This window comes from Comamonas avium (assembly GCF_014836675.1).
GTDB lineage: Bacteria > Pseudomonadota > Gammaproteobacteria > Burkholderiales > Burkholderiaceae_C > Comamonas > Comamonas avium.
This window is the reverse complement of the sequence record NZ_JACSQK010000011.1, coordinates 1-26,038: the sequence shown is the minus strand read 5'-3', so window position 1 is coordinate 26,038 and position 26,038 is coordinate 1. Positions and strand designations below refer to the sequence as shown.

Genomic DNA, 26,038 nt, shown 5'->3' with positions numbered 1-26,038 from the left:
ACCAATAAAGACAAGCCTTCTGATTGAAAAATCAGAAGGCTTTTTCTTTGCTTGTGCAGACGGTCATTGCGGTTGCTGCGCTTATCTCACGCAATGGATGGGGGCAGGCTGTCACTTTCAAAAAGCCCAAAAGACCATTGGAAGTTGCAGATGTCAAGTCCTAGGATGGCGCCTCTGTACTTAGCGCAACACCTGTAAATTCTTTGCAATGAAATGGCTGCTCGAAGTCAAAAGTACTGTTCGATCTCGCTAGCATCTCTCGCTTCAGGAAATCGTTCTTGAAAATTGGCTGCACACAGTGTCTTTTGCTTGAATGCATGGCGATGGCGGCCTGGAAAAATCTAGACGTATGCGTGAAAATTTGCCAGTTTTTGATCAAGAGTTTGACTACCCTGCAGATGAGCTGCTGATGTCTACCACCGACAGCAGAGGGCACATCACTCACTGTAATGCGGCGTTTGAACGCGTCAGCGGCTACACCATGCGGGAGCTGATGGGGCAGCCACACAATATGGTGCGCCACCCTGATATGCCGTCGGAAGCGTTCCGTGACATGTGGGCCACCATTGGTCATGGCCGCAGCTGGAAGGGGCTGGTCAAGAACCGTCGCAAAGATGGCAGCTTTTACTGGGTGGCTGCGCATGTCACGCCCATCATGCAAGACGGCAAGCCCGTGGGGTATATGTCAGTGCGTGCCAAGCCGACACGCGAACAGGTGCAGTCCGCGCAAGCGCTCTATGCGCAGCTGCATGCCCAGCGTGGGCAATCCAGCCCTGAGATCGCTTTGCATGCAGGGCATGTGCGTGTCACTGGGCTGCGCAACCACTGGGGCAAGTGGCAGCGTTTGACGTTTACACAGCGCATGGCGCTGATGTTGCTGCCAGTGTTTGCGGTGGCAATGGTTTTTCCGTGGATGGGCTGGACGCAAGGGTGGCAGCTGGCAGTGCAATCTGCAGTGCTGCTCATCTTGATGGGCTTTGCATTGTGGCGTTTACATGCCCGTGTGACAGCGCCTTTTGCCCAGGTCAATGATTTAGCAAGCGCACTGGCAGGCTGCCAGCTCAATAGCCATTTGCCCGCATTGCTCGAAGGCCGCCATCCGATGGCCCTGCTGATGGAGCGCCTGCACCAAATTCATATCAACCTGCGTGCGGTGGTGGGTGATGCGCGCCATGAAATCAATAGTTTTACGCATTTGTCGCAAAGCATTTCTGCAGGCTCCAGCAATTTGGCGCAGCGCACCGATGTGCAAGCTGGCAAGCTGCAAGAGACGGCGAGCACCATGCAGTCCCTGGCACAGACGGTGGTGAGGTCTCAGCAGACCACGCAGGAAGTGATGCAAGAAAGTGCCAAGAGCGCGCAGCTTGCCAAGCAGGGTGGCGAAGCGATGGAGCACGTGGGGGCTTTGGTGCAAAGCATTCGCCAGTCATCGTTGCAGATGGGGCAGATTATTGCCACGATTGAGTCGATTGCCTTTCAAACCAATATCTTGGCATTGAATGCGGCAGTGGAGGCCGCCCGTGCGGGCGAGCAAGGCCGTGGATTTGCGGTTGTGGCCGGCGAGGTGAGAGCTCTGGCGCAGAGCAGCGCTCAAGCGGCCGGAGAGATTCGCCGCTTAATTTCTGATTCGAACGCCCAAATCAACCAAGGCGTTGAGAGCATGCAAGGTGCCGGACGCACCATTGCAGATGTGGTTTTGGCGGTTGCCCATGTAAGCAGCTTGATGCGTGCGATGGGAGATGCGACCAGCCAGCAGGCGGCGGGTATTGGGCAAGTTAACGCTGCATTGAACGACCTGGACAATGTCACTCAGGAAAACGCCCGCCAGGCTGAGGAGTCTGCAGGAGATGCGCAAGGCATGAGTACCAATGCAGGCGTATTGGGAAGAACGCTGGAAGTTTTCCGCATGTAAGTCTGCTGCGCTGGGCAAGAGACCTAAAAAAAGCCCAAGGCAATTGCCTTGGGCTTTTTTGCTGGGCCAAGAGTAATCTCAGGCAGCAGTCTGATCCTGAATCAGGAAGTTCAGGCGGTCTTTGCCTGCAATCCACAGTGGTGGCTTGCCACGGCCGGTCCAGGTGGCACCTGTGATCGGGTCGCGGTACTTCGGAGCAACGGTCTTGGTACCAGTGGATGCGGTACGAGTAGTTTTCTTGGAGAAAACGTCTTCTTCTGTCAACTCGTATTCCGCAACAATCGCGCGAACCTGGGCGATAGCAGAAGACAGAGCATCTTTGCGCGCAGCTTCAATTTGTTTTTCGAGTTCGGCACGCTGAGCCAGCAGTTCTTTATAGGTAGTCATTGATTTCAAGTATTGAGTCAGAAAGAAAGGAAATGCAAAGCAAAGCAGATCACTAACCAATGCCTCTTTATTCTATAGGAGCAGTGGAAATTAAACAGGCTGGAATGGTTAATGGATGCAATGATTTTGTTGTATTTTTCAAATACGCAGGTGTTCACTTCAATTTTCTGTTCAATGACGCATTGCACAGTGCTCTAAATGGCGTGTCAGCTTATCGAAAGAGGCCAATGAATAATGGCTGTAACTTAAAACGATATGGAGACACTCCCCATGGAGCGATTTGCAGATTTCTATCAGCGCTCAATAGAGCCTCAAACTCGCGATGGATTTTGGCAAGAACAGGCGGCTTTGGTCGACTGGCATCAAAAGCCCGTCCAAATTTGTGATTACAGCAACCCACCTTTTGCGCGCTGGTTTGTCGGTGGGCAATTGAATTTGTGTCACAACGCGCTGGACAGGCATTTGGCCAAACGCGCCGATCAAGCAGCGCTGATTGCAGTCTCTACCGAGACCGATACAGAGAAAACCTATAGCTACCGACAGCTGCATGCCGAAGTGCAGCGGATGGCGGCCGTTTTGCAGTCGTTTGGTGTGGGCAAAGGCGATCGGGTTCAAATTTACATGCCGATGGTTGCTGAAGCGGTATTTGCCATGCTGGCCTGTATGCGCCTGGGGGCTATTCACAGTGTTGTATTTGGGGGGTTCGCTTCGCTGTCGCTGGCGTCGCGTATTGAAGATGCGCAGCCCAAAGTGATTGTGAGCGCAGATGCGGGTTCACGTGGTGGCCGTGTGGTTGCCTATAAACCGTTGCTGGATGAAGCATTGAAGCTAAGCAGCCACAAGCCACAGGCGGTGCTTATGGTCAACCGTGGTTTGGCGCCCATGGATTTACGTGCCGGGCGAGACCATTTATGGACAGATTTACGCTCTAAATACATGGAGGCCCAAGTGCCATGTACCTGGGTCGAATCCACCGACCAAAGTTATATCCTCTACACCAGCGGCACGACAGGTAAACCTAAAGGTGTGCAGCGCGACACGGGGGGGTATACCGTGGCACTTGCGGCCAGCATGCCGCATATTTTCAATGCCAAAGCCGGGCAAACCTTCTTCTGTACCAGTGATATTGGCTGGGTGGTGGGGCATAGCTACATCATCTATGCCCCTTTGATTGCAGGCATGGCTACCGTGCTTTACGAAGGGCTGCCAATCCGGCCAGATGCCGGAGTGTGGTGGAGCCTGGTAGAAAAATATCGCATCACCCACATGTTTTCAGCACCAACCGCTGTGCGTGTGCTGAAAAAGCATGATCCTGAGTATTTGCGTAAATACGACCTCTCGAGCTTGCAGGCTCTGTGGCTGGCGGGAGAGCCTCTGGACGAGCCTACGGCGCAGTGGATCAGCGATGCCCTGCAAGTGCCCATCATTGATAACTACTGGCAGACAGAGACGGGCTGGCCCATCATGACTTTGTGCAATGGTGTTGAACAGCAAAGCAGCAAGTTTGGCAGCCCTGGTAAGGCGGTATATGGCTACAACGTCAAACTGATTGATGACAAATGCGGGCAAGAGCTGACGGCGCCCAATGAAAAAGGTGTTTTGGCTATTGAAGGCCCTTTGCCGCCTGGCTGCATGCAAACCGTTTGGGGGGACGATGCGCGTTTCGTTAACACCTACTGGCAGAGCATTGCGGGCAAGCAGATCTACAGCACGTTCGATTGGGGTGTTCGCGATGCACAGGGCTATTATTTTATTTTGGGGCGTACGGATGACGTGATCAATGTGGCTGGACATCGTCTGGGCACACGCGAAATCGAAGAAAGTATTTCTGCGCATGCAGAAATCGCTGAGGTTGCCGTTGTCGGGGTGGCAGATGCTTTGAAAGGTCAGGCAGCAATGGCATTTGCCGTCGTACGCGATGCGAGCAAAGTGTCTGATGCGCAGCAGCGAGCCAGGCTGGAGGCTGAGGTGATGAAACTGGTGGACAGCCAACTGGGCGCAGTGGCCAGGCCGTCACGCGTATTGTTTGTCACTGCATTGCCTAAAACACGCAGTGGTAAATTGCTTCGCCGTGCATTGCAGGCCGTTGCAGAAAATCGGGATCCTGGTGATTTGACAACCATGGAAGATCCGGCCGCACTGGTGCAGGTCAAGGAGCTGCTGCACTCTTGGGTGCAGTGTCCAAAACGCCTAGGGCGTTAGCATGTACTTTACTGATGTTCGCTTTTTTCGCTTAAGGCCATCAGTAATGAAAAAAGGCGGTCTCAGCATAGACCGCCTTTTTGATTGCATCGCCAGCAGCGTGCTTAACGTGCGCCGCTGATGTCCATGTTTTCTAATTTCACAAAGTGCGTACCTTTGGTGAATTTGTAGCCAAACCAGATGGCCAAGAATAAAGGAATGCCAATGTAGGTGGCGACCACTCCGGTCCAGTCAATGGTGTCAGCCAAGAAAGCCTCATAGTTCTGACCTAAGGTAATGATCAGGCACAGCACAAAAGCAAAGATGGGCCCGAAGGGGAAGGCAGCAGCGCGGTAGGGCAGATGCTTCAGATCAAACCCCTGCACCATGCACGCTTTGCGAAAACGGTAGTGGCTAATCGCAATACCCAGCCATGCGATGAAGCCGCACATACCTGACAGATTCAACAGCCAGATGTAAACCGCTTCAGGGCTGAAAACATTGGTGAAAAAACAAAGTGCGGCAATGACGGTGGTTGCAATCAAAGCCATGATGGGCACACCGCGAGCATTGACACGGGCAAAGATCTGCGGGGCCATGTTTTGTTTGGCCAGTGCGTACAGCATGCGCGTAGATGCATACATGCCAGAGTTGCCAGCAGAAAGCACGGACGTGAGTACCACGGCGTTCATGACTGCAGCAGCGCCCAGCAGACCAGCGCGCTCAAACACCAGGGTGAAGGGACTTACGCTGATGTCACCTAGATCGTTGCGCAGCAGCTTGGGGTCGGTGTAGGGCACCAGCAGGCCAATGATCAAGATGGCGAAGACGTAGAACAGCAAAATACGCCAAAACACCTTGCGCACAGCGCGAGGCACGTTTTTGGCGGGGTCTTCAGATTCGCCTGCGGCAATGCCAATCAGCTCGGTACCTTGAAACGAGAAGCCCACAATCATGGCCACGCCGATCAGCGCTGCAAAGCCTCCTGCAAAGGGTGCATCTCCAGCAGTGAAGTTGGCGATATTGCCCCAGATGCCTTCAGGAGCTCCACCATGGATGATGCCGAAAACCATCAGCAAACCAATGCCGATGAATATCAGCACGGTAAGCACCTTGATAGCGGCAAACCAGAACTCTGATTCACCAAAGCCCTTGGCCGACAAAGAGTTCAGACCAAACATCAGTGCCAGGAAAATGGCGCTCCACAGCAGGCCGTTGACATCCGGGAACCAGTAGGCCATCACAAGCTGAGCGGCCACCAAGTCCACGGCAATGGTGACGGCCCAGTTGTACCAATAGTTCCAGCCAAGAGCAAAGCCAAAACCTTCATCCACATACCTGGCACCATAGGTCGCGAACGAGCCAGAGACTGGCAGGTGCGCCGCCATTTCGCCCAGGCTGGTCATCAGGAAGTACACCATCAGACCAATCACGCAGTAGGCCAGCAATGCACCACCGGGACCTGCTTGTGAAATGGTGGCCCCGGAGGCCACAAATAACCCTGTACCGATGGAGCCGCCAATGGCGATCATCGACATGTGGCGCGCTTTGAGGCTGCGGTGCAGAGAAGACGCTTGCAAGTCAGCTGACATAAAAAAGAGTGACAAAACCAGTAGAAAAGCCCCGCTGCACATGGTGCACACAGGGCCAAGCCAACAAAAAGGCCGCAATCAATGCGGCCAGGATGTTCCGTATCGGGCAAGATTTTGTGCGATGCCTTGTCTCTTGGGTGGCGATGGCATTAATGACCCTACAGGCAGTTAAGTGTCGCTAACTCCAGGCGCTTGGTTCAGTCTTTGGCATTGGTCAAAAATTATCAAAACCGAATAGTTTGCGATTGGCACGGGCACTCGCCTTGGCTATGCTGAAGGCATGACAGCTGCAAACTGTAAGTTGATACGTTGGTCACACACCGTGTGCGCATGGGCAATGGGCTTGCTGTTGGTCGGCTGTGCTTCTGCACCTGCCCCGCACGGAAAAGTTGCGGGAGATGCTTTTTCCATGGGGGAAGTGCTGCAATCAGACAGCAACCGCATTGCTACGCTGGCCATGCGTGAAAACATTAACAGCCTGATGCGGCTAATGGACAAGCTTTATCAGCGTAACCCTGCCGAGTGGCGCAAAACGGCGGCAACACGCGAAGCCGCCATTGCACATGTGCGCAGTGCGCTATTGGAGCGGCAGATGTGGCCACCTTTGGAAGGCCAGCGTGATGTGCAGGCTTTGAGCAAGGCACTCAGTCCAGAATTTACGGGTGACCGCGTTGGTGCATTTACTTACGCCATGGGGGACATGCTGCTGACCTCGCATGGTGGTAAAACCAGCTTCACTTTGGTGGACAGCCTGGATCCCCAGAACGTTTACAACGCTGCCCGCAATGTAGAGATTGCCAACTGGGTGCTCAATCACCGAAAGAATGCGCAAGGCCAACCACTTTTGCTTTCAAACCATATGTCTGAGCAAGAGCGCAATCTCAGCTTTGAGCGAGAAATGGGCAAACTGATTGCGCGCCTGGATTTGATTGCCAGCTTTGGCACTGAGCGTGTACGCCGCTCTGCTATTGGCTTTGGGCAGAATCTGGTGGCGGGGCCATTTCTGCAATTTCTGCCCGTTCGCTAAGCAGGTCAGTCTTATTTCTCCGTGTGCACCACCCCAAGCAGTGCATGAAGCCGGGTACTTGTAGTGGTGTACTGCAGCAGCACAGGCTTGTCGGTGAGGTATTCGGCAATCGAAAAGCCCGCCAGGGTCGCCTCATGAAAGCCGCACAGTAAAAGCTTGCGCTTGCCAGGGTAGATGTTGATGTCGCCCACCGCATAAATACCTGGTGCCTCGGTCACAAACGTAGAGGTATCGACAGGCAGCTGTTTTTTGACCAGCTCCAGCCCCCACTGCGCCACAGGTCCCAGTTTGGGGGAAATGCCCTGAAAAACCAGCCATTGCTGGACAGGCAGTGACTCACTGCTTCCGTCTGGTAAAACAATTTCTACGCTGCTCAGTTGGTCGTCTGTGGTCAGCAGTGATTGGGGCTGCGCTGCCACGACGCGGATGCGACCTGTATCTTTGTAGATTTGCAGCTGTGCAAGCAAGGCTTCGGGGGCAGTGAAAACATCGCGGCGGTGTATGAGGGTGACACTGGCAGGCGTACAGGCGAGCGTATCAAGGGCTGCTTGTACGGCCAGTTCATCTCCGCCATGTACCAGGACATGCTGGCCTTGCAAAGTCAGCGTAGCCAGGTTGGCTGGGTGGTAGTGCACGTTGCGGTCAATCAACGCTTCGATACCGTCAATCTTCAAGGTTTTGGGTACAAAAGAGCCCACACCTGCTGCAATCACAACAGCCTTGGCCAGCAGCTGTGTGCCGGTGCTGGTGGCCAGCAGCCAGCGGCCATCATCTTGCTGCTCCAAGGTTTGCACTTGCTGGCCCAAGTGCAAAGTGGGTACAAAGGGCTCCATTTGCTCGCGCAAGCGCTCAATCAGTTCCTGCCCGGTGCAGGCTTTGATACCAGGAATATCGTAGATAGGCTTGTCCGGGTACAGCTCACTGCATTGACCACCCAAATGAGGCAGGGCATCCACCACATGGCAATGCAGACCTTGCAAGCCCAGCTGGAAAACCTGAAACATGCCGACTGCCCCGGCACCTATGACAACCGTGTCTGTTTCAATGGGGCGTGAGCTGGTGGCTGTTGTTTCAGTGTGCATGTCGGATTTTCACAAAGCAAACAGCCCCATGGCTGGGGCTGAAGGGTGTTAGAGGGTGCGCTGCAATGCGCAGTCGCTGTTAAAGATCAGCGCTCCAGCAGTGCCAGCTTACCGGGCTTGCCATTCCACTCGTCAGCGTCAGGTAGCGCAGCCTTGCGCTTGGTGATGCTTTTCCAGCCTTTGGCCAGAGACAGCTCTGCGTTGAGCTTGATGAAGGCCAGTTGATCGGCTGGGGTGTCTTCTTCAGCAAAGATGGCGTTGGCCGGGCACTCAGGAATGCACACCGCGCAGTCGATGCATTCATCGGGGTCAATCACGAGGAAGTTTGGGCCTTCGCGGAAGCAGTCCACGGGGCAAACATCCACGCAGTCGGTAAATTTGCACTTGATGCAGTTTTCGGTGACGACGTGTGTCATGAGGGATTCTTCTTATGCAATGGGTCAGTATTAACCCATGATTTTAGGTTTTTTCCGCAACCTTGCCAGCGCTGGGCATGGATTCAGGGCTGCAAACCTGTGTTTTCAGGGATGAGATCAAACTTTGGTGCGCACTTTAGGCCATTCGCTCAGTCCTCTGAGTCGAAGATCCGTGTGGATATCCGTGGCTTTTTGGACAAGACCATAGGTAATCAAGGTTTGCATGGCGGTAATTAGCGCACCAAAACCGCAGCGGCAGTTGCATTGCTGGCAGTGTCAACCAAGATCATAGACCCCAAGGCGCGACTGCGGGTAAAGCTGGCGGCGGGAATAGCCTCTTGAAGAGCAAAATCCACCACACCAATCGCATTGGGTTCGAGTTGTGTTGCGTCTTCTTCGGCCAGGGTGTTGATGTTCAGGCGATGCACCACGCGCTGAGCTTTGGCTTTGACCCAGCGGTGACCGTGCAGCGCCCAGTACACGCGGCCAGGAACCAATGGCTCGTTGTCCATCCACGCAACGGTGGCGGTCAAGGTGCGCTGGCTGGGCCATGCGGTGGAGATGGCGGGGGTGTCGAAATCATCGGCAGCCGCTGCAAATGACGTTGGTGCTGCCACAATCCAGTCGCCACGCGATACATCGACTTCGCGATCCAGGGTGATACCGGCAGACAGGCCTGCATGCACGCCTTTGGGTGCACGGGCATGGTCAATGACCTGGGCCACTGTCGCTAATTGCCCGCTGGGCAAGATTTGAACTGCTGCGCCTACCTGGGCAGCACCTGTGGCCACGCGGCCCCAGAACACACGGCGGCCTTGGGTGGTGACGGCGCTGTCGTGGAATTTTTCCACCCACTGCACTGGTAAAGCCAGAGGCAAATCGGTATCTGCAGGGGTGTTGGGCAGTTGCTCGAGCAGTTGCAAAAGGCTGGGGCCTCTGTAGCCAGCCCAGCCTGCGTTCTGGTTGACCACGTTAAAGCCTTTGAGGGCTGACACGGGAATGGTGGCGGCTACGCGAATGTCTGCGGCATGCGCAAAACGTGCCAAAGCGCCACGGATATTGGCAAAGGCCTGGGCAGGGTCTGCCACGGCATCCAGCTTGTTCACCGCAAATACCAGCGAATGCACACGCAGCAGATGGGCCAGCAAACTGTGGCGACGCGTTTGCGGCAGCAGTGCCAGGTCGGGGTTTTGCCAGTCCAGCTTGGTGGCATCCACCAGAACCACGGCGGCATCGGCGCTAGAGACGGCGGTGACCATGTTGCGTGTGTACTGTTCGTGGCCTGGTGCGTCACCAATGATGAATTTGCGCGTGTCAGTGTTGAAGTAGCGGTAGGCCACATCAATGGTGATGCCCTGTTCGCGCTCAGCAGACAGGCCGTCGGTCAGCAGTGCCAGATCGGTTTCACCAGATTTGGTGACCCCTGCCAGCTGGTCCTGCAGCACGGCTCGGGTGTCCACCAGCAGGCGGCCAATCAGCGTCGATTTACCGTCATCCACACTGCCGCAGGTAATGAAGCGCAAAGCCGAAGCATGGTCTTGATATGGGTTAAATTGGCCGTTAGCGCTTGCTGTGCCTGCGCTAGGAGCTACGGAATTAATAGTTTCAGTCATCGCATTCTTTCTGTGAACAAGGGCATGGCCCTTGCGCCGGCACGGCCTAGCCTAGAGACACCGCGCAAGGGTCGTCCCGCCGCGCTGGTGTCGTCCCCTGCGGCAGCATCTGCAGCTACAGAGGGGGAAGCGGCGAAGCCGCTCAGGGGAGCCCTTAGAAATACCCGTCCTTTTTGCGTTTTTCCATCGAGGCTTCGCTGGTCTTGTCGTCCATGCGGGTAGCTCCGCGTTCACTGACGTCTGCAGCCAAAGTCTCGATCACGATGTCGGCAGCGGTGGCGGCCGAGCTTTCTACGGGGCAGGTGCAGGTGATGTCGCCCACGGTGCGAAAGCGCACATCACGCACCACCACTGCTTCGCCATCGCGGGGCGGGGTCAGCTGCGTGACCGGAACCAGCAAACCCTTGCGCTCTACCACCTCGCGCTGGTGGGTGTAGTAGATCGAGGGCAGGGCGATGTTCTCGCGCTCGATGTATTGCCAGACGTCCAGCTCGGTCCAGTTGCTGATGGGAAACACGCGAAAGTGCTCGCCGGGCGCAATGCGGGTGTTAAACAGCGTCCACAGCTCGGGGCGCTGCGCTTTGGGCTGCCATTGGCCGAAGCCGTCGCGGTGCGAGAAGATACGCTCCTTGGCGCGGGCTTTTTCTTCGTCACGGCGAGCCCCGCCGATCAGGGCATCAAAGCGAAACTCTTCAATGGCCTCCAGTAGCGTGACCGACTGGTGCACATTGCGACTTTCACCGGGGTGCGCAAGGCGCACCGTGCCACGTGCCATGGAATCTTCAACGCTGCGCACGATGAGTTCGGCACCCATTTCCTTGGCGCGAAAATCGCGGAAATCGGTCACTTCCGGGAAGTTGTGGCCCGTGTCAATCATCAGCAGCGGATAAGGCAGGCGGCCCGGGCCAAAAGCTTTTTCGGCGCAACGCAGCATGACCAGTGAATCTTTGCCGCCCGAAAACAGCAGCGTGGGGCGCTCAAAGGTGGCCGCAACTTCACGCAGGATGAAGATGGTTTCTTCCTCCAGCGCATCCAGGTGGCGGTTGCTGAGCTGGCTCAGCACGGGAGATTCCACACGGGCATTCATTGTTTATCCAATCAAATCGGGCTGTAGCGCTTATAGATGTTGCGCAGACAGCTATCTTTCTTTAAACCTGAAAACTTGAAAACTGGCTGGACCCTAGGTCAGAGACAGCGAGCCAGAGCCTCTACGCAGCGAAGCTGTCGGCCCCAAAAGGGGGGAAGTTGCTGCTGCAGACGACTTTGGCGGTGCTGCATGTCAATGCGCCAGATGCAGGCCGCACTCACGGTTGTCCTCGCCCTTGGTGGGGTCGACATAGTCGAAGTTGTTGGGTAGAGCGTGTTTTTCACAGTACTCGTACAGGTCTTTGGACGACCAGTGCAGCAGAGGTGCTACTTTGATCAGACCGTCCGGGTTGATGCTCACCGGATCCATCTGCGCTCGGACGGCAGTGTCGGAGGCGCGCAATGCCGTGAACCAGACCCTGGGTGCGGTCTCGCGCAGGGCGCGAGCAAAAGGCTCTAGCTTGACCTCAGCGGTGAACGCGGTGTGGCGTGGGTCATCCAGTGCCGGGGTGGCTCCATCTACTGCTTCGCGGTGGGCACGGCTGCGCAGTGGCAGGTAGATCTTGAGGTTCAGGCCCAGCTGACGGGTCACTGCATCCGCAAATTGGTAGGTGGCAGCGGTGTTGTAGCCGTTGTCCATCCAGACCACGGGCACATCAGGATTGACGCGAGTGACAAGGTGCAAAATGACTGCTTCAAACGGGCGAAAGTTGGTGGTCACGATGCTGGACTGACCCAGGCTCAGTGCCCATTGCACCAGGGCTTGGGCATTGCGGCCCAGCTCGTTATTCACATGGGTGAGGTCGATCTGGCTCATACAGGCTCCGCAAAATGGGGCTTGGGATTGACGGCATCAGCTTGGTAGAAGCCGGCAAAGCGCTCAAATTGACGCTGGGCATCAGCCTGATCGACGCCTTCGCGCAGTACTGCAGAACTAAAACCGGTGCGATGCATTTGCACCAGCTGGTCAATGAGCACATCCCCCGTGGCACGTATGTCGCCAGCAAATTTCAGGCGCCTGCGTAGCAAGTAGGCTTGACTGAAAGCGCGGCCATCGGTGAAGGAGGGAAAGTGCAGATCAATGTGTGTGATGCCATCCAGATTGACGTCCAGCGCATTCACATCGTTGGCCAGCACCAGCACGCTGGTGTCGCCTTCAACGGGTGCTTGGTATTCGTGGTGGGCCAGAATTTTCATAGGGCAGTCCTTGTTGTTCTTGTGGCTTAAGCGACTTCGGCTTCTTGCGCAGCTGGGTGGCGTGCGCCCTTGCCAGCTTCTTTGAAGGGGTCCAGGCCAATACGGCGCACGGCATCAATAAAGCGCTCGCCCGGTTCACGCAGGTCACGGTACGTAGTGAGCACGGCTTCCAGTACATCGGGTACTTCAGCAGCAGAGAACGATGGGCCAATCACCTTGCCCGCTTGGTTGTCGCCCGACAGCGTGGAGCCGTCCGAGCCACCCAGCGTGACCTGGTACCACTCCTTGCCGTCTTTATCAACGCCAAGGATGCCGATGTGGCCGCTGTGGTGATGGCCGCAGGAGTTGATGCAACCGCTGATGTGCAGGTCGATCTCACCAATGTCATCGAGCTCATCCAGGTCTTGATACCGCTGGGTGATGGCTTCGGCAATTGGCAGGCTGCGGGCATTGGCCAAGGCGCAAAAATCACCGCCTGGGCAGGCAATCATGTCCGTCAGCAATGCCACATTGGTGCTGGCCACACCCAAGGCCCTGGCGTTTTGCCACAGTGCAAACAGCTGGCTGACATGCACCCAAGGCAGCATCACGTTTTGGTCGTGGGTGATGCGTGCTTCACCAGCGGAGTAGGTGTCCATCAACTGAGCCAGAGCATCAAGCTGATCACCGCTCGCATCGCCAGGGGCCTGGCCCGTGCGCTTGAATGACAGCGTGACAGCCCGCAGCTGGGGGTTGCGATGCTGGTGCACATTGCGGCTGAGCCATCGCGCAAACGCAGGATGGCGCGCGGCATTTTCCACCAAGGCCTGCTCGGCATCAGAGGGCTTTACGTCAGCAATTTCAGGCAGTACGGGGTCGACAAAGCAAGCGGCCACACGGTCAAATTCGGCCTGCGGAATGGTGTGCGGGCCTCCATCAACTTCCACAATCTGGCGGAATTCTTCTTCCACCGCATCGATGTAAGCCTGACCTTCGGCTTTGACCAAAATCTTGATGCGTGCCTTGTACTTGTTGTCGCGGCGCCCCAGCTCGTTGTACACACGCACGATGGCTTCGATGTAATTCATGATCTGGTTCCACGGCAGGAACTCACGAATCACGGTGCCAATTACCGGGGTACGGCCCATGCCTCCACCGACAAAAACCTTAAAACCAATTTCGCCGGCCTCGTTTTTTAGGACATGCAGGCCCACATCGTGCCAGCCGGTGGCTGCGCGGTCTTCCTGGGCGCCGGAGATGGCAATCTTGAACTTGCGCGGCAGGAAGGCAAATTCAGGGTGCAACGTGGTCCACTGGCGCAGTATTTCGGCGTAAGGGCGCGGGTCAACGATTTCATCGATGGCCACACCAGCCAGCGCATCCGTGGTGGTGTTGCGAATGCAGTTGCCACTGGTTTGAATACCGTGCAGATTGGCGCTGGCCAGCAGCTCCATCACATCGGCGGATTTGGACAGGGGGATCCAGTTGAACTGCACATTGGTGCGAGTGGTGAAGTGCGCGCAATGTGTGGGCAAGAAAGTCGTTCCCAGTTTGCCCTGGCCTTGCATGGCGGCCTTGAAAACTTCCGCTTCAGGTTCGTCGTACTCGCGAGCAATGCGGGCCAGTACGCGGATTTGCTTGCTGGAGACTTCGCCGTAAGGAATGGCAACGCGCAACATGGGCGCGTAGCGCTGCACATACCAGCCGTTTTGCAGGCGCAATGGACGGAAGTCATCTTCCGGAAGTTTTCCTGCCTGCCACCGCTCCAATTGGTCGCGAAACTGGGCGGCGCGTTGATTCAGGAATGCTGTGTCGAATTCTGTGTATTGGTACATGGCGCGGTCATCGTCGTGGGATGGAAGGCATCCGACGGATGGCTTCCCTCTGTATGACTGCGAACTTTAAGCATCGGCCTTATAAAAACAAACGATTGTTTTGTTGTTGTCTTATATCGTTTTTCTACTATTGATGGTTGTTGCAGCTCCGTATGCATCCGGCAAGTGCCCGAAAAAAAGGGTTGCATTGTGGTTGGCTATACAGAGTGATAAATCGATATTTGATTTCTAGCCATGTTCTCGACAAAATTCGTGCGAATTTAGATAACAATTCTCAACATGCACTGTCACCAATGTCAAAACGTACTGCCGGATAATCTGAAATTTTGCAAACATTGCGGAACACCTCGGCAGGTAATGCCTGAGACAGCGCCTAACGCTGGCGACAAAAAAGATGCCTGTGGCGAATGCGGTGGATTATGCAAACCCGGAGCGAAGTTTTGCCTTCAGTGCGGAGCGCCTCGCACGCCCCCAATCCCTGAAACTGTGGCTACCGTAGCACCAGCACCAGCACCAGCACCAGCACCAGCACAGGTGGGCACTTTGGTGGAGCAATCTCCTGTACGGACGTCTGCCATTGGCGGTGAGGCCGCGGCGACGCATTCGTCTGGCGCGCCTAATTTCAAACCCCAAATTTTGCTCGGCGCTGCAGTGATTGCCGTCGTTGTTGCGATCAGTGGCTGGATGTTCTTGAAGCCCAGCGCACAGGCTGTCATTGCGCCAGACCGCCTGCATGTCCCGAATGAGGGCGGGCCTGCAGAGGATGACTTGGCCAAAGCTGCGAGCATCGTCGGGCCGCAAGGTGACTCTGCTACAGCAGCATCTGTGGAGACCGAAGTTGTGCCGCTGCTGCCCGCGCCCGCCGTTCTATCCCCTGATGCGGGTCTCGCCACAACGTCTCCCGCTGAAGCGGCCGTGTCCTCGCCGGCGTCAGCACCAGCTCAGCCACCTAAACCAGCCGTAGTGAAACCAGCTCCAAAGCCAGTCAATACATTGGATGGTTTGCTGGATTAATGCCTGTTATTTTTGTGAGGTGAGCATGCAAGCGCCAAAGATTTTTGACTTGGTGTTTGCCGGATATTTGCATGCCATCTGACTGCATTATTGAAATATTGAGGACTAAGATGCGACGAATTAATTTATTGCTTATTGCAGGAGCAGTTTTTGCATTGGCGGGCTGTGCCACGATCGACCAGGCAGGAAGTTCTCTGAGCTGCATGCTGGCACGGGCCACAGGCAAAGCGTGCGGAGGGCAAGATGGCACGGTTTCCAGCGGCCAGCAAGCAGGCCGCTTTGAACAGTTGCAAAGCGCATTCGAAGAAGAAATTCAGGGCGCTCGTGCTGCTCAGGAGCGAGCAGTGCAAGCCATGCTGGGACTGAGTCCGAAATTGCGCGCAACGGCGGGTGATGTGCAATTGTTGAGCGTTGAAATAACAGACAGCAGTACCCAGCAAAAGCGCAGCATGCGGACCTTGGATAGCGTCACGATAGACATGCCTTTGGGTGGGAAAGGCAGAGACGCTTACACCCGCGCAATGGATGAAATCAAAGGACTGGCGAACACGCTGGCGGATAACCGGGGCAGTGCAAGCATTGTGGTGCAGCAAGCTGCGGCAGATGTCAAGGCACGCCGCGTGAACACGGCTTCGGGTGAGACAAAAAGCCCTGGCGGGCAGCCAATAAAGGTAGAAAAGCAAGTGGCTCAGGGCCTGCCAGCAGGCGTGGAGCGCTACACCGTCAAAGCTGGCCCGATTCGCGGTAATTTGTAATTTAAGCACTTGTGCGTGCAGAGCAAGGAAGCGGCTAAGCACAGCGTGTTTGGCGCTCCATTGCGTTGGTTTGCTGGTGCAGTTCATGCCCGTGACAAAGCGCCTTGTTCCAATGAAAACCTGCGTTCTGCGTGCAGGCGGTAGCGGCTTGATGCTGCTTTAGCAGGTCATTTTTAATTTTCAATAAAGAAAAAGAGGCGGTATGAGTTCTAGGTTTGAGCACATTCAATTTGCTGCACTGGCGCGTGCGGGTGAGGGACTGACGCAGTGGCGCCCCCTGGTGATGGGTTTCATCACCATGGTTCTGTGTGGACTGCTGACTGTAGCAAGCCAGTGGCTGGCCTCAAGTGTGGGCGGGATGGCGGGCGTTTTATTGTTCGGGCTGTCCATGCTGGTGGTGGTCGTGGTCTTTTTTTCAGGCATCTCCGCTGTCGGTGTGATGCTCATGGACAAGGCGCAGAACATTACTGTGCGTGGATTCAGTGATGCAGCGTTTGCTGGACTGCTGTGTGTGCCTAAATTTTTGGGGCTGATGCTGCTGTCTTTGATAGCAGCGCTGCTGTTTTATCTGGTTGCAGCCATCATTTACTTCATCTGCAAAATTCCAGTGCTCGGTGCGGTGCTGGCTTTCGTGGCGCACCCGGTTTTGATCGTGGTGGCTTCTGTGCTGATCGTGGCATGGATGTGCGTGATCATGCCCTTGTTCGCACCCGCAGTATGGAGCGGCTTAGCCTTCAAGGCGGCACTTGCCAGCGTGATTGGTATTGCTCGCAGCCGTCTGGTTGAAGTGGTGCTGATGCAGGTCGTGCTGTATTTCATCATGCTGGTCATCAGTGGCTTGCTGCTGATGGGCTTGCTGCCCGCCGCAATGAGCTTGACGGGCATGGGCGCTAGCGTGATGGGTGTGAACCTTGCTTATCTGAGCATGATGGGTTTTGGTGCTCTTTCAAATATGGGCGCAATGGGCTCGGTCACCGGCCTTTTGCTGGGCCTGGGTGTTTTGCTGGGGGTTGTAGCTGCGCTGCTGTGGCAGGTTGCCGTAATGGGCCAGAACCTGCTGTATTTGCAGGCGAATGCCAGCGTAGACAGCGTACAAGCGGAGGCCGCGTTGAACGGCGTTTGGAACGATGTGCGTAAACGTGCAGAAGATGCCAAGGAGCGAGCCATGGCTGCAGCTGAACGCGCCAAGCAAATGGCTGCTGACAAAGCGCAAGAAGTGGCAGCGGCTAACGAAGCACGAAAAGCTGCGGCTGCAGAGCAAGCCAAGGTGCAAGCTGCTTTGGCTGCAGAACGTGAAGCGGCAAGATTAAAGCAAGAGGCGGAGCAGCATGCACAGGCCGTTGCACGGATGGACGCTGAGCAGCAGGAGCAAGAATCAGCTGCCGCTGCATTGCAGGTCGATGCACAGCCACCTGCCAAGGATGTGACTTCCGATCAGGTCTCTGAGCAGACCAGTTGCACGAAGTGCCATGAGCCAGTTAACCAAACTGATGCCTTTTGTGGCAATTGCGGTACCAAGCTGAAGTAAACGCTTTCACCTGTTCCCAAGCCCCATAAGGCCATGCCTTTGGGGCTTTTTTGTTGTGCCGTTATGTGCTTCAGCGCGCGTGCGTCGAGCTGCTTGAGCCTTGCTTGCGCGACTGAAGCAGGCAAAAGAAATGCCTCGGTGCTGGAGGCACAGAGGCATTCTTGGGATTTGCAGCACTATGCGAGCCCACGGGCTTTAGCCGCTGCGTGCGCAATCATGCAAGGGTGGACAGAAAGTACAAGCAGTCTGGCATTTGCACGACTCCTGTATTTTTATCTTTCTAGCGCCCCGATTATTGCAAGTGCTCAGCGTTTAAAAATTCCAGTCTTCATCCTCGGTGGCTACGGCCTTGCCTATCACGTAGGAAGAGCCTGAGCCGGAAAAGAAATCGTGGTTTTCGTTAGCGCTAGGGCTGAGCGCAGCCATGATGGCTGGGTTTACCTGGCAGAGGTCATCAGGGAACATGGGCTCAAAACCCAGGTTGCTCAGCGCCTTGTTGGCGTTGTAATGCATGAAGCGTTTAACGTCCTCGGTCAAGCCGACGGGGTCGTACAGCTCTGCTGCATAGTGGCACTCCAGCTCGTAGAGGTCATACAGCATGCCGAAAGCGGCCGCTTTGATGTCCTCTTTCTCTTCAGCCGAGAGCTTGGCAAACGCCAGCTGAAACTTGTACCCAATGTAGTAACCATGCACGGCTTCATCGCGGATGATCAGGCGGATCAGGTCGGCGGTATTGGTCAGTTTGCCGCGGCTGGACCAGTACAGAGGCAGGTAAAAGCCGGAGTAAAACAAGAAGCTCTCGAGACAGACTGAGGCAATCTTTTTCTTGAGCGGTGTTTCCATGGCCTTGTACTCATTCAAGATGAGCTCTGCCTTCTTCTGCAGCCAAGGATTCTCTTCAGACCAGCGGAACGCTTCATCAATCTCTGCGGTCGAGCACAGGGTGGAAAAGATCGACGAGTAGCTGCGTGCGTGTACCGCTTCCATGAAGGTGAAGTTAGACAGCACCGACTCTTCGTGGGGTGTGACTGCATCGTGCATCAACGATGGTGCGCCGATCTGGTTTTGCACCGTGTCCAGCAGCGTCAACCCGGTGAACACACGGATGGTCAGCTGCTGCTCATTGGGGCGCAGTGTGGCCCATGAAGGGATGTCATTGGAAAGTGGCACCTTTTCTGGCAGCCAGAAATTGGCTGTCACGCGGTTCCAGATTTCCAGATCCTTCTCGTCTTCAATGCGATTCCAGTTGATGGCTTGGGTCAGTAATGTCATGACTCTCTCTTTGTCTTTCAATTACAAGGTGCAAGACACGCAGGCCTTGACCTCTGTGCCTTCCAAAGCCAGCTGACGCAGGCGGATGTAATAAATGGTCTTCACGCCTTTTTTCCAGGCGTAGATTTGGGCGCGGTTGATGTCGCGCGTGGTGGCGGTGTCGGGGAAGAACAGTGTCAGCGACAGGCCCTGGTCCACATGTTCCGTGGCTGCGGCGTACACATCAATGATGGCGTTGGGGCCAATCTCATAGGCATCACGGTAATACGCCATGTTCTCGTTATTCAAGAACGGAGCAGGGTAGTACACGCGACCGATCTTGCCTTCCTTGCGAATTTCAATGCGCGAGGCGATAGGATGGATCGACGAGGTGGAATTGTTGATGTAGCTGATCGAGCCTGTGGGTGGAATAGCTTGCAGATTGCGGTTGTACAGGCCGTGTGCCATGACATCTTGCTTGAGCTGCTCCCACTCGGCACGGCTTGGCAGTGCCATGGAGTTTTTCTCAAACAGCGCGCGCACGGTGTCAGATGTCGGCAGCCAGTCGCGAGTGATGTACTTGTCAAAGTACTCGCCGGTGGCGTATTTGGACTGATCAAACCCGACGAAGCGTTGCTTTTTCTCTTGCGCAACCAGACACGATGCACGCAGGCAGTGGTAGGCCACCGCAGCAAAGTAAACGCTGGTGAACTCCACTGCTGCAGGGCTGTCGTAATGGATCTGCTCGCGCGCCAGGTAGCCGTGCAGATTCATCTGGCCCAAGCCAATTGCATGGCTGTCATCATTGCCCTGGCGCACGGAAGGCACAGAGTTCACTGCACTCATTTCCGAGACAGCCGTCAGTGCGCGGATGGCGGTTTCTACCGAGTCACCCAGCTTGCCACTGTCCATGACCGTGGCAATATTGAGCGAGCCCAAGTTGCAGGAAATATCGTTGCCAATGACTTTGTAGCCCAGATCTTCATCCAGCACGGATGGGGTGTTGACCTGCAAGATTTCTGAGCACAGGTTGGACATGTTGATGCGCCCAGCAATCGGATTGGCGCGGTTGGCCGTGTCCTCAAACAGGATGTACGGGTAGCCCGACTCAAACTGAATTTCAGCGATGGTCTGGAAAAACTCTCGCGCCTTGATTTTGGTTTTCTTGATGCGCGGGTCGTCCACCATGGCCTTGTAGTGCTCGGTGACCGAAATGTCGGCAAACGGCTTGCCATAGACGCGTTCTACGTCGTAAGGCGAGAACAAGTACATGTCATCGTTGCGCTTGGCCAGCTCAAACGTAATGTCAGGAATGACAACGCCCAGTGACAGGGTCTTGATGCGAATTTTCTCGTCAGCGTTTTCACGCTTGGTGTCGAGGAAACGCATGATGTCGGGGTGGTGGGCATTCAAATACACCGCACCTGCGCCTTGGCGTGCACCCAATTGGTTGGCGTAAGAGAAGCCGTCTTCCAGCAGCTTCATCACGGGAATCACGCCGGAGGACTGGTTCTCAATGCCTTTGATGGGGGCGCCCAGTTCGCGCAGATTGCTCAGCAGCAAGGCCACACCGCCGCCGCGCTTGGACAGCTGCAGCGCGGAGTTGATGCCGCGGCCAATGCTTTCCATGTCATCTTCCAGGCGCAGCAGGAAGCACGAGACCAGCTCACCGCGCTGACGCTTGCCCGCGTTCAGGAAGGTGGGCGTTGCGGGCTGAAAGCGGCCAGCAATGATTTCTTCCATCAAGCGCATGGCCAGCTTTTCGTCACCGCGTGCCAGTGCCAGTGCCACCATGACCACGCGGTCTTCAAAACGCTCCAGATAGCGTTTGCCGTCACGGGTTTTGAGGGTGTAGGCGGTGTAGTACTTGTAGGCACCCAGGAAGGTCGGGAAGCGGAACTTCTTGGCAAACGCTGCTTTGAAGATAGCTTCTACAAAGCTGGGGCTGTAAGCGTCCAGAACTTCGGCTTCGTAGAAGTTTTCTGTGCGCAGATAGTCGAGTTTTTCTTCCAGCGAATGGAAAAATACGGTGTTCTGATTGACGTGCTGCAGGAAGTACTGGCGAGCCGCCATACGGTCTGCATCAAACTGAATCTGTCCCTTGTCGTCGGGCAGGTTCAGCATGGCATTCAATGCATGGAAATCCAGCTTAGTCGGAGAGATAGGGGTCATAACGAAGCATCCATGGCGTTGGAATTGAGAGGAAAGTGCTGATGGATGTGCTGCAGGCGAAGCCAGTCGCTGGAAGTGCCCGCCATTTCAACGCGGTGTAGCAGTGGTACCTGGCATTTGTGCGCAATCACATCACCAGCTTGCGCAAAAGTGACCCCAAAGTTGCGGTCGCCACAGGCGACCACAGCTCGCAACCATTGGCGATGCTCTGGGGCATTGAGAAATCGAATCACAGCTTTGGGAACCGCTCCCTTGCCTGTCGCGTCACCAAACGAAGGGGTCACCAAAATGAATGGAGCATCCACTTTGGGCATCTCTTCGTCTGGGCTGCGTGGAATACGCAGTCCAGTCAAGCCTGCGTTGCTCAGCAATCGTGCGGTGTTGCCAGTTTTCGATGAATAGAAAACCCAGCGAGCCATTTCAGGCAGTGGCAGAGATTGCGGCTAGTCGTTCAGGGCGGAAACCACTCCAATGCTCTTGACCAAACTGCACCACAGGCACTTGGCGGTAGCCCCATGCTTGAACTTGTGCAGCCGCCTCCGCGTCTTGTGAAACGTCAACTACTTGGTACGAGACACCCTGACGATCCAAGGTGCGCAGCGTCATGGAGCATTGAACGCAATTAGGTTTGGAGAAGATTTTGATCATGAAGCCTACGAGAGCACCAAGTCTGGCGAGGACGGGCGTTGATTGCACAGAGCACGCAAGCAGGCATCCCGCATGGATGCGGGTGCGCTAAGAAGTGCGTGCGGTAGGCAAATTCAACCACCCAGGCGTCCCCGCCTGTACGGTTTGAGAAACGTGTTACCTGCTCAAGGCGGGTAACACCGTGTGTTGGTCGGTATCCAGACTGGGGGCATAAGTCACACGCCTTCCCGAAGAACTATCTTCAGTGGCTGTTTGTGTCACTGTGTGAACCATGAGTTTCACGCCGCACTTACTGTTGCGGGGGCAGTTCAGGTTAGAGCGTTTGAACGCCCCTCCTGATTCCCGTTTAACACTTGCCTGAGAGCGCAGACAAGTGCACCAACGGGGTGAATTCTAAGCGGTTTAAAAAGGATTGGCGGACTGCCTTGTCTTGTGTTTTGGTGGTATGCAGCCCCCAGAATCTGCACTGATGGTGAAAAAGTCTGGCGGTTGAAAACCTCGTTTTTGCTTTGAATTCAATCGATTGCGGGACCGTTTAAAGGTGTTCTTGAGCACGCTGCGCGTGTGTCTTGAGGCAGCGATTGGTCGGGATTTGAGCGGTGCTTGCGCCCAACTTCTTTAGGGGTAATGGGGAATGGGGGGCAGTTCACCACATCCACTCTGGGTGATTGCCTCTAGCCACATTCCAGGCCACAAGCTGCATGGCTTTGTAGCCATTGGTAACAGACTGGGTCTTTATGACTCCAGCGTCTTTTGCAGTGGCTGGCGAGCCAGCTCAATGAACGCGCGCAAATAGTCGGTGGACAAGTCCGCTTCTCTGGCCCCCAGGTAAATTTGCTTGGCAATCCCGCGTGCACCAAGTTGCACAGGACGCACGGGCATTTTGCTGGCGTACTCTTGCACCAGCCATCGGGGTAGGGCGGCCACTCCACGGTTGCTGGCCACCATCTGCAGCATGATGTCTGTGGTTTCAATCGTTTTATGCCTGCGTGGTGCAATGCCTGCAGGCAAAAGGAACTGGTTGTAAATGTCGAGGCGGTCTGTGGCGACCGGATAGGTGATGAGCACCTCCTTGGACAAGTGCCGTGGTTCTACAAACTCGGCTGTAGCCAGTGGGTGGTTGCTGGCGACGACCAGAACCTGTTCGTAATCGAAGACGGGCTGAAAATGCAACCCGGGTTTGAACAAAGGGTCTGGAGTGACCAGCAGGTCAATTTCGTAACCGAACAAGGCACCAATTCCACCGAACTGGAATTTCTGTTTGACGTCCACATCCACGTCGGGCCAGGCCGCCAGATAGGGCGAAACAATTTTCAGCAGCCATTGGTAGCAGGGGTGGCACTCCATGCCAATGCGCAGGGCTCCTCGATCACCCTGTGCAAATTGCATCAGGCGCTCTTCGGCCAAGTTCAGCTGTGGCAGCACGCGATTGGCAACTGCCAAGAGATATTCCCCCGCCTGGGTTAAACGCACGTTGCGCCCCTCGCGCGTCCAGATGGTGGTGCCCAGTTGTTGTTCCAGTTTTTTAATGCTGTGACTGAGTGCCGACTGGGTCAAGCACAGGACGTCAGCTGCGGCTGTGAGTGTGCCTTGCTGGTCCACCTCTTTGATGATGGATAGATGGATGCGGTCGAGCATATGTATGTCTGAAATTCATCTATATGTGAGAAAATACCATTTTACGTCATTGATCTGGCCAAATACGATGCGGTCATTGCAACTTTTGGCAAAGAAAAATCAAATGACGACCATTCATAACCTAGGTTTTCCCCGTATCGGAGCTCAGCGCGAACTGAAGTTCGCTCTGGAGTCGTACTGGAAGGGCGAGAGCTCTCGCGAAGCGTTGAAAAGTCTGGGGGCAGACTTGCGTGCTCGCCACTGGGAAAGTCAAAAAGGCATTGATCTGGTGCCTGTGGGTGATTTTTCTTTTTATGACCAAGTCCTGGACATGAGCTTCACGCTAGGCAATTTGCCCGAACGTGTGCAGCACTTTCATGGGGATGCGCTGGACAACTATTTCCGCGTAGCCCGCGGTCGTTCGGCACAGGGCACTGATGGGCACAGTCACTGCTGTGGTGGTGTGGCTGCCGGTGAGATGACCAAATGGTTTGACACCAATTACCACTACATCGTCCCAGAGTTCACTGCAGACACGCAGTTCCAGCTCGATGACACGCGCCTGCTGGCGCAGCTGGCAGAGGCAAAGTCACAGAACGTGAATGCCAAGCCTGTGATCGTGGGCCCTGTCACGTACCTGGCAATTGGTAAGGCCAAAGACGGCAGCAACAAGCTGGACTTGCTGCAAAAACTGTTGCCGGTGTACGCACAGCTGCTGAACACGCTTGCCGAGCAGGGCGTGGAATGGGTGCAGGTGGATGAGCCTTGGCTGGTGACTGAGCTGGATTCTGAGTGGCAGCATGCCTACAACCTGGCCTACCACCAGCTCAAAGCGTGCCGCGTGAAACTGCTGGTGGCGACCTACTTTGGTGCTTTGCTGGATAACAAACACCTGGCGGCCAACCTGCCAGTGGCCGGCTTGCACGTGGATGCTGTCAACGGTAGCCGTGATGACGTTCAGCAGCTGATCGGTTTGTTGCCAGGCAGCAAGGTGCTGTCGGTTGGCGTGATCAGTGGACGCAATATTTGGAAAACTGACCTCAGTGATGTGCTCGATTGGGTTGAACCCCTGGCTGAGCGTCTGGGGGAGCGACTGTGGATTGCGCCTTCATGCTCTTTGCTGCACGTCCCCGTGGATCTGAACAGCGAACAAAAACTGGATGCCCAAGTGCAGTCGTGGCTGGCGTTTGCTATTCAAAAGCTCGATGAGCTGCGCTTGCTGGGTCAAGCACTTGCGCAAGGGCGTGAGGCCGTCTCCGTGCAGCTGGCAGCCAATAGTGCGGCACTGCAGGCGCGCCGTACTTCTGATCGAGTGCACAACCCAGAGGTGCAGGCAGCGCTGGCGCAGATCATTGCGCAGTTGGGTCAGCGCCAAAGCAGCTACAGCGTACGTGCACCGCAGCAGGCTGCGCTGTTGAAGCTGCCACTGTTTCCCACGACGACGATTGGCTCTTTTCCGCAGACGGCTGAAATTCGCCATGCGCGCAGTCAATTCAAGGCCGGACGTCTGGCCTACGCAGCCTATCAGGCTGCCATGCGCGCTGAAATCGAACGCAGCGTTCGCGAACAAGAGGCTTTGGATCTGGACGTGCTGGTGCACGGTGAAGCCGAGCGCAACGACATGGTTGAATATTTTGGCGAGCAGCTGCAAGGCTATGCATTCAGTCAGTTTGGCTGGGTGCAATCTTATGGGTCACGCTGCGTGAAGCCGCCCATCTTGCTGGGGGACATCAGTCGCCCCAAGGCGATGACGGTGGAATGGATCCAGTATGCGCAGTCACTGACTTCGCGCCCCATGAAGGGCATGCTGACAGGCCCTGTCACCATTTTGAACTGGTCGTTTGTGCGTGATGACCAGCCGCGCTCGGTGTCATGCCAGCAACTGGCACTTGCTATCCGTCAAGAGGTGCTGGACCTGGAGAGGGCCGGTGTGCATGTGATTCAGATTGACGAAGCGGCATTGCGTGAAGGTCTGCCTCTGCGCAAGTCCCAGTGGGCTGAGTATTTGAACTGGGCGGTGGAGTCTTTCCGTATCACCGCCAATGGGGTACAGGACCGAACCCAGATTCACACCCACATGTGCTATTCGGAGTTCAACGACATCATTGCTTCTATTGCCGATATGGATGCTGATGTGATCACCATCGAAACATCGCGCTCCGACATGGAGCTGCTGGATGCGTTTGAGCACTTTCAGTATCCCAACGAGATTGGCCCGGGTGTGTATGACATTCACTCGCCCAACATTCCATCTCAAGAGCACATTGTGCAGTTGATGCAAAAGGCTGCAGAGCGAATTCCGGTTGATCGCCTGTGGGTCAACCCGGACTGCGGTTTGAAGACGCGCCAGTGGGCAGAAGTGGTGCCGGCGCTGACCCATATGGTGGCAGCGGCCAAAACTCTGCGTCAGAGCATGCACGTGGATGCTGAAACAGAAGCTGAAGCCGAAGCTCAGTCGGCATAAGCGGTATTTGCCGTGAAACGGCCCTGTGCCTGACTGGTGTGGGCCGTTTTTTTGAATTTTCAAGCAATAAAGACCACGTATGTTTCAACGCACACATACTGTCGCGATCGTCGACCCCGAAGTTTTTGCCGCCATCGAGGCCGAAAACCACCGCCAGGAAGAGCACATTGAGCTGATCGCCAGCGAGAACTACTGCTCGCCCGCTGTCATGGAGGCCCAGGGCTCCCAGCTGACCAACAAGTACGCCGAAGGCTACCCCGGCAAGCGCTACTACGGCGGCTG

General features: G+C 55.5%; 21 protein-coding genes, 2 pseudogenes and 1 riboswitch. Of the genes and pseudogenes, 9 read left to right on the top strand and 14 right to left on the bottom strand.

The genetic code is table 11. From position 1 onward, the window contains the following. Nucleotides 1-349: 349 nt before the first annotated feature. Nucleotides 350-1,912, top strand: a complete 1,563-nt coding sequence (locus H9646_RS17540) for a methyl-accepting chemotaxis protein (RefSeq protein WP_191724691.1) — start codon at nucleotides 350-352, stop codon at nucleotides 1,910-1,912. Between the two features lie 78 nt (nucleotides 1,913-1,990). Here the strand turns inward: H9646_RS17540 and H9646_RS17535 are convergent, their stop codons facing one another. Continuing rightward, nucleotides 1,991-2,299, bottom strand: a complete 309-nt coding sequence (locus H9646_RS17535; RefSeq protein WP_191724690.1) for an H-NS histone family protein — start codon at nucleotides 2,297-2,299, stop codon at nucleotides 1,991-1,993. Between the two features lie 270 nt (nucleotides 2,300-2,569). Here H9646_RS17535 and H9646_RS17530 point away from each other — a divergent pair, with 270 nt between their 5' ends. Beyond that, entirely contained in the window at nucleotides 2,570-4,501 is a 1,932-nt protein-coding gene (locus H9646_RS17530) for a propionate--CoA ligase (RefSeq protein ID WP_191724689.1), read from the top strand. A gap of 104 nt (nucleotides 4,502-4,605) precedes the next feature. On the opposite strand, the gene H9646_RS17525 is transcribed toward H9646_RS17530, so the two are convergent. After that, the gene (locus tag H9646_RS17525; protein ID WP_191724688.1) at nucleotides 4,606-6,072 is read right to left on the bottom strand and encodes an amino acid permease; all 1,467 of its coding nucleotides are present in this window, start codon (nucleotides 6,070-6,072) and stop codon (nucleotides 4,606-4,608) included. Between the two features lie 337 nt (nucleotides 6,073-6,409). On the opposite strand from H9646_RS17525, the gene H9646_RS17520 reads away from it, so the two are divergent. Next, the gene (locus H9646_RS17520) at nucleotides 6,410-7,099 is read left to right on the top strand and encodes a hypothetical protein (protein WP_191724736.1); all 690 of its coding nucleotides are present in this window, start codon (nucleotides 6,410-6,412) and stop codon (nucleotides 7,097-7,099) included. 11 nt (nucleotides 7,100-7,110) lie between these two features. On the opposite strand, the gene H9646_RS17515 is transcribed toward H9646_RS17520, so the two are convergent. The 7 genes from H9646_RS17515 to H9646_RS17485 form a co-directional block, all read right to left on the bottom strand. Continuing rightward, a complete protein-coding gene (locus H9646_RS17515) occupies nucleotides 7,111-8,181 on the bottom strand; it encodes an NAD(P)/FAD-dependent oxidoreductase (RefSeq protein ID WP_191724687.1) in 1,071 nt (356 codons plus the stop codon). 86 nt (nucleotides 8,182-8,267) lie between these two features. Beyond that, nucleotides 8,268-8,597 carry a ferredoxin FdxA gene (gene fdxA / locus H9646_RS17510; RefSeq protein ID WP_191724686.1) on the bottom strand — a complete coding sequence of 110 codons (330 nt, stop codon included), beginning with the start codon at nucleotides 8,595-8,597 and terminating at the stop codon, nucleotides 8,268-8,270. 233 nt (nucleotides 8,598-8,830) lie between these two features. Beyond that, entirely contained in the window at nucleotides 8,831-10,210 is a 1,380-nt protein-coding gene (locus tag H9646_RS17505) for a sulfate adenylyltransferase subunit 1 (RefSeq protein ID WP_191724685.1), read from the bottom strand. 154 nt (nucleotides 10,211-10,364) lie between these two features. Beyond that, nucleotides 10,365-11,297: a sulfate adenylyltransferase subunit CysD gene (cysD, locus tag H9646_RS17500; RefSeq protein WP_191724684.1), complete on the bottom strand. Its 933-nt coding sequence runs from the start codon at nucleotides 11,295-11,297 to the stop codon at nucleotides 10,365-10,367. Between the two features lie 192 nt (nucleotides 11,298-11,489). Beyond that, the gene (locus H9646_RS17495) at nucleotides 11,490-12,113 is read right to left on the bottom strand and encodes a phosphoadenosine phosphosulfate reductase domain-containing protein (protein ID WP_191724683.1); all 624 of its coding nucleotides are present in this window, start codon (nucleotides 12,111-12,113) and stop codon (nucleotides 11,490-11,492) included. After that, entirely contained in the window at nucleotides 12,110-12,493 is a 384-nt protein-coding gene (locus H9646_RS17490; protein ID WP_191724682.1) for a DUF934 domain-containing protein, read from the bottom strand. Before H9646_RS17490 ends, H9646_RS17495 begins: the two co-directional genes overlap by 4 nt. Nucleotides 12,494-12,519: 26 nt before the next feature. Continuing rightward, complete coding sequence (locus H9646_RS17485) at nucleotides 12,520-14,307, bottom strand: nitrite/sulfite reductase (protein WP_191724681.1); 1,788 nt, start codon at nucleotides 14,305-14,307, stop codon at nucleotides 12,520-12,522. Between the two features lie 279 nt (nucleotides 14,308-14,586). On the opposite strand from H9646_RS17485, the pseudogene H9646_RS18755 reads away from it, so the two are divergent. The 4 genes and pseudogenes from H9646_RS18755 to H9646_RS17470 all read left to right on the top strand — a co-directional run. Then, a pseudogene (locus H9646_RS18755) lies at nucleotides 14,587-14,751 on the top strand (double zinc ribbon domain-containing protein); the annotation flags it as partial. A gap of 42 nt (nucleotides 14,752-14,793) precedes the next feature. Further along, complete coding sequence (locus H9646_RS17480; protein ID WP_263598968.1) at nucleotides 14,794-15,321, top strand: hypothetical protein; 528 nt, start codon at nucleotides 14,794-14,796, stop codon at nucleotides 15,319-15,321. A 110-nt stretch (nucleotides 15,322-15,431) separates the two neighbouring features. Continuing rightward, nucleotides 15,432-16,076, top strand: a complete 645-nt coding sequence (locus tag H9646_RS17475) for a lipoprotein (RefSeq protein WP_191724679.1) — start codon at nucleotides 15,432-15,434, stop codon at nucleotides 16,074-16,076. A 202-nt stretch (nucleotides 16,077-16,278) separates the two neighbouring features. Continuing rightward, nucleotides 16,279-17,604: a zinc ribbon domain-containing protein gene (locus tag H9646_RS17470; protein ID WP_191724678.1), complete on the top strand. Its 1,326-nt coding sequence runs from the start codon at nucleotides 16,279-16,281 to the stop codon at nucleotides 17,602-17,604. A 312-nt stretch (nucleotides 17,605-17,916) separates the two neighbouring features. Here the strand turns inward: H9646_RS17470 and nrdF are convergent, their stop codons facing one another. The 5 genes from nrdF to H9646_RS17445 all read right to left on the bottom strand — a co-directional run bounded on the left by nrdF (nucleotide 17,917) and on the right by H9646_RS17445 (nucleotide 23,313). Beyond that, on the bottom strand, nucleotides 17,917-18,876 hold the full coding sequence (gene nrdF, locus H9646_RS17465; RefSeq protein ID WP_191724677.1) for a class 1b ribonucleoside-diphosphate reductase subunit beta: 960 nt from the start codon (nucleotides 18,874-18,876) through the stop codon (nucleotides 17,917-17,919). A gap of 21 nt (nucleotides 18,877-18,897) precedes the next feature. Then, nucleotides 18,898-21,027, bottom strand: a complete 2,130-nt coding sequence (nrdE, locus tag H9646_RS17460) for a class 1b ribonucleoside-diphosphate reductase subunit alpha (protein WP_191724676.1) — start codon at nucleotides 21,025-21,027, stop codon at nucleotides 18,898-18,900. Continuing rightward, the gene (gene nrdI, locus H9646_RS17455) at nucleotides 21,024-21,446 is read right to left on the bottom strand and encodes a class Ib ribonucleoside-diphosphate reductase assembly flavoprotein NrdI (protein WP_191724675.1); all 423 of its coding nucleotides are present in this window, start codon (nucleotides 21,444-21,446) and stop codon (nucleotides 21,024-21,026) included. The genes nrdE and nrdI overlap by 4 nt, the downstream gene beginning before the upstream one ends. 1 nt (nucleotide 21,447) lies before the next feature. After that, nucleotides 21,448-21,675, bottom strand: a complete 228-nt coding sequence (locus tag H9646_RS17450) for a glutaredoxin family protein (protein ID WP_191724674.1) — start codon at nucleotides 21,673-21,675, stop codon at nucleotides 21,448-21,450. 171 nt (nucleotides 21,676-21,846) lie between these two features. Further along, a riboswitch (cobalamin riboswitch) is annotated at nucleotides 21,847-22,071 on the bottom strand. Nucleotides 22,072-22,410: 339 nt separating this feature from the next. Further along, a complete protein-coding gene (locus H9646_RS17445) occupies nucleotides 22,411-23,313 on the bottom strand; it encodes a LysR family transcriptional regulator (protein WP_191724673.1) in 903 nt (300 codons plus the stop codon). A gap of 103 nt (nucleotides 23,314-23,416) precedes the next feature. On the opposite strand from H9646_RS17445, the gene metE reads away from it, so the two are divergent. Next, nucleotides 23,417-25,756, top strand: a complete 2,340-nt coding sequence (metE, locus tag H9646_RS17440) for a 5-methyltetrahydropteroyltriglutamate--homocysteine S-methyltransferase (RefSeq protein WP_191724672.1) — start codon at nucleotides 23,417-23,419, stop codon at nucleotides 25,754-25,756. A gap of 79 nt (nucleotides 25,757-25,835) precedes the next feature. Beyond that, nucleotides 25,836-26,038, top strand: a pseudogene (glyA, locus tag H9646_RS17435) (serine hydroxymethyltransferase); the annotation flags it as partial.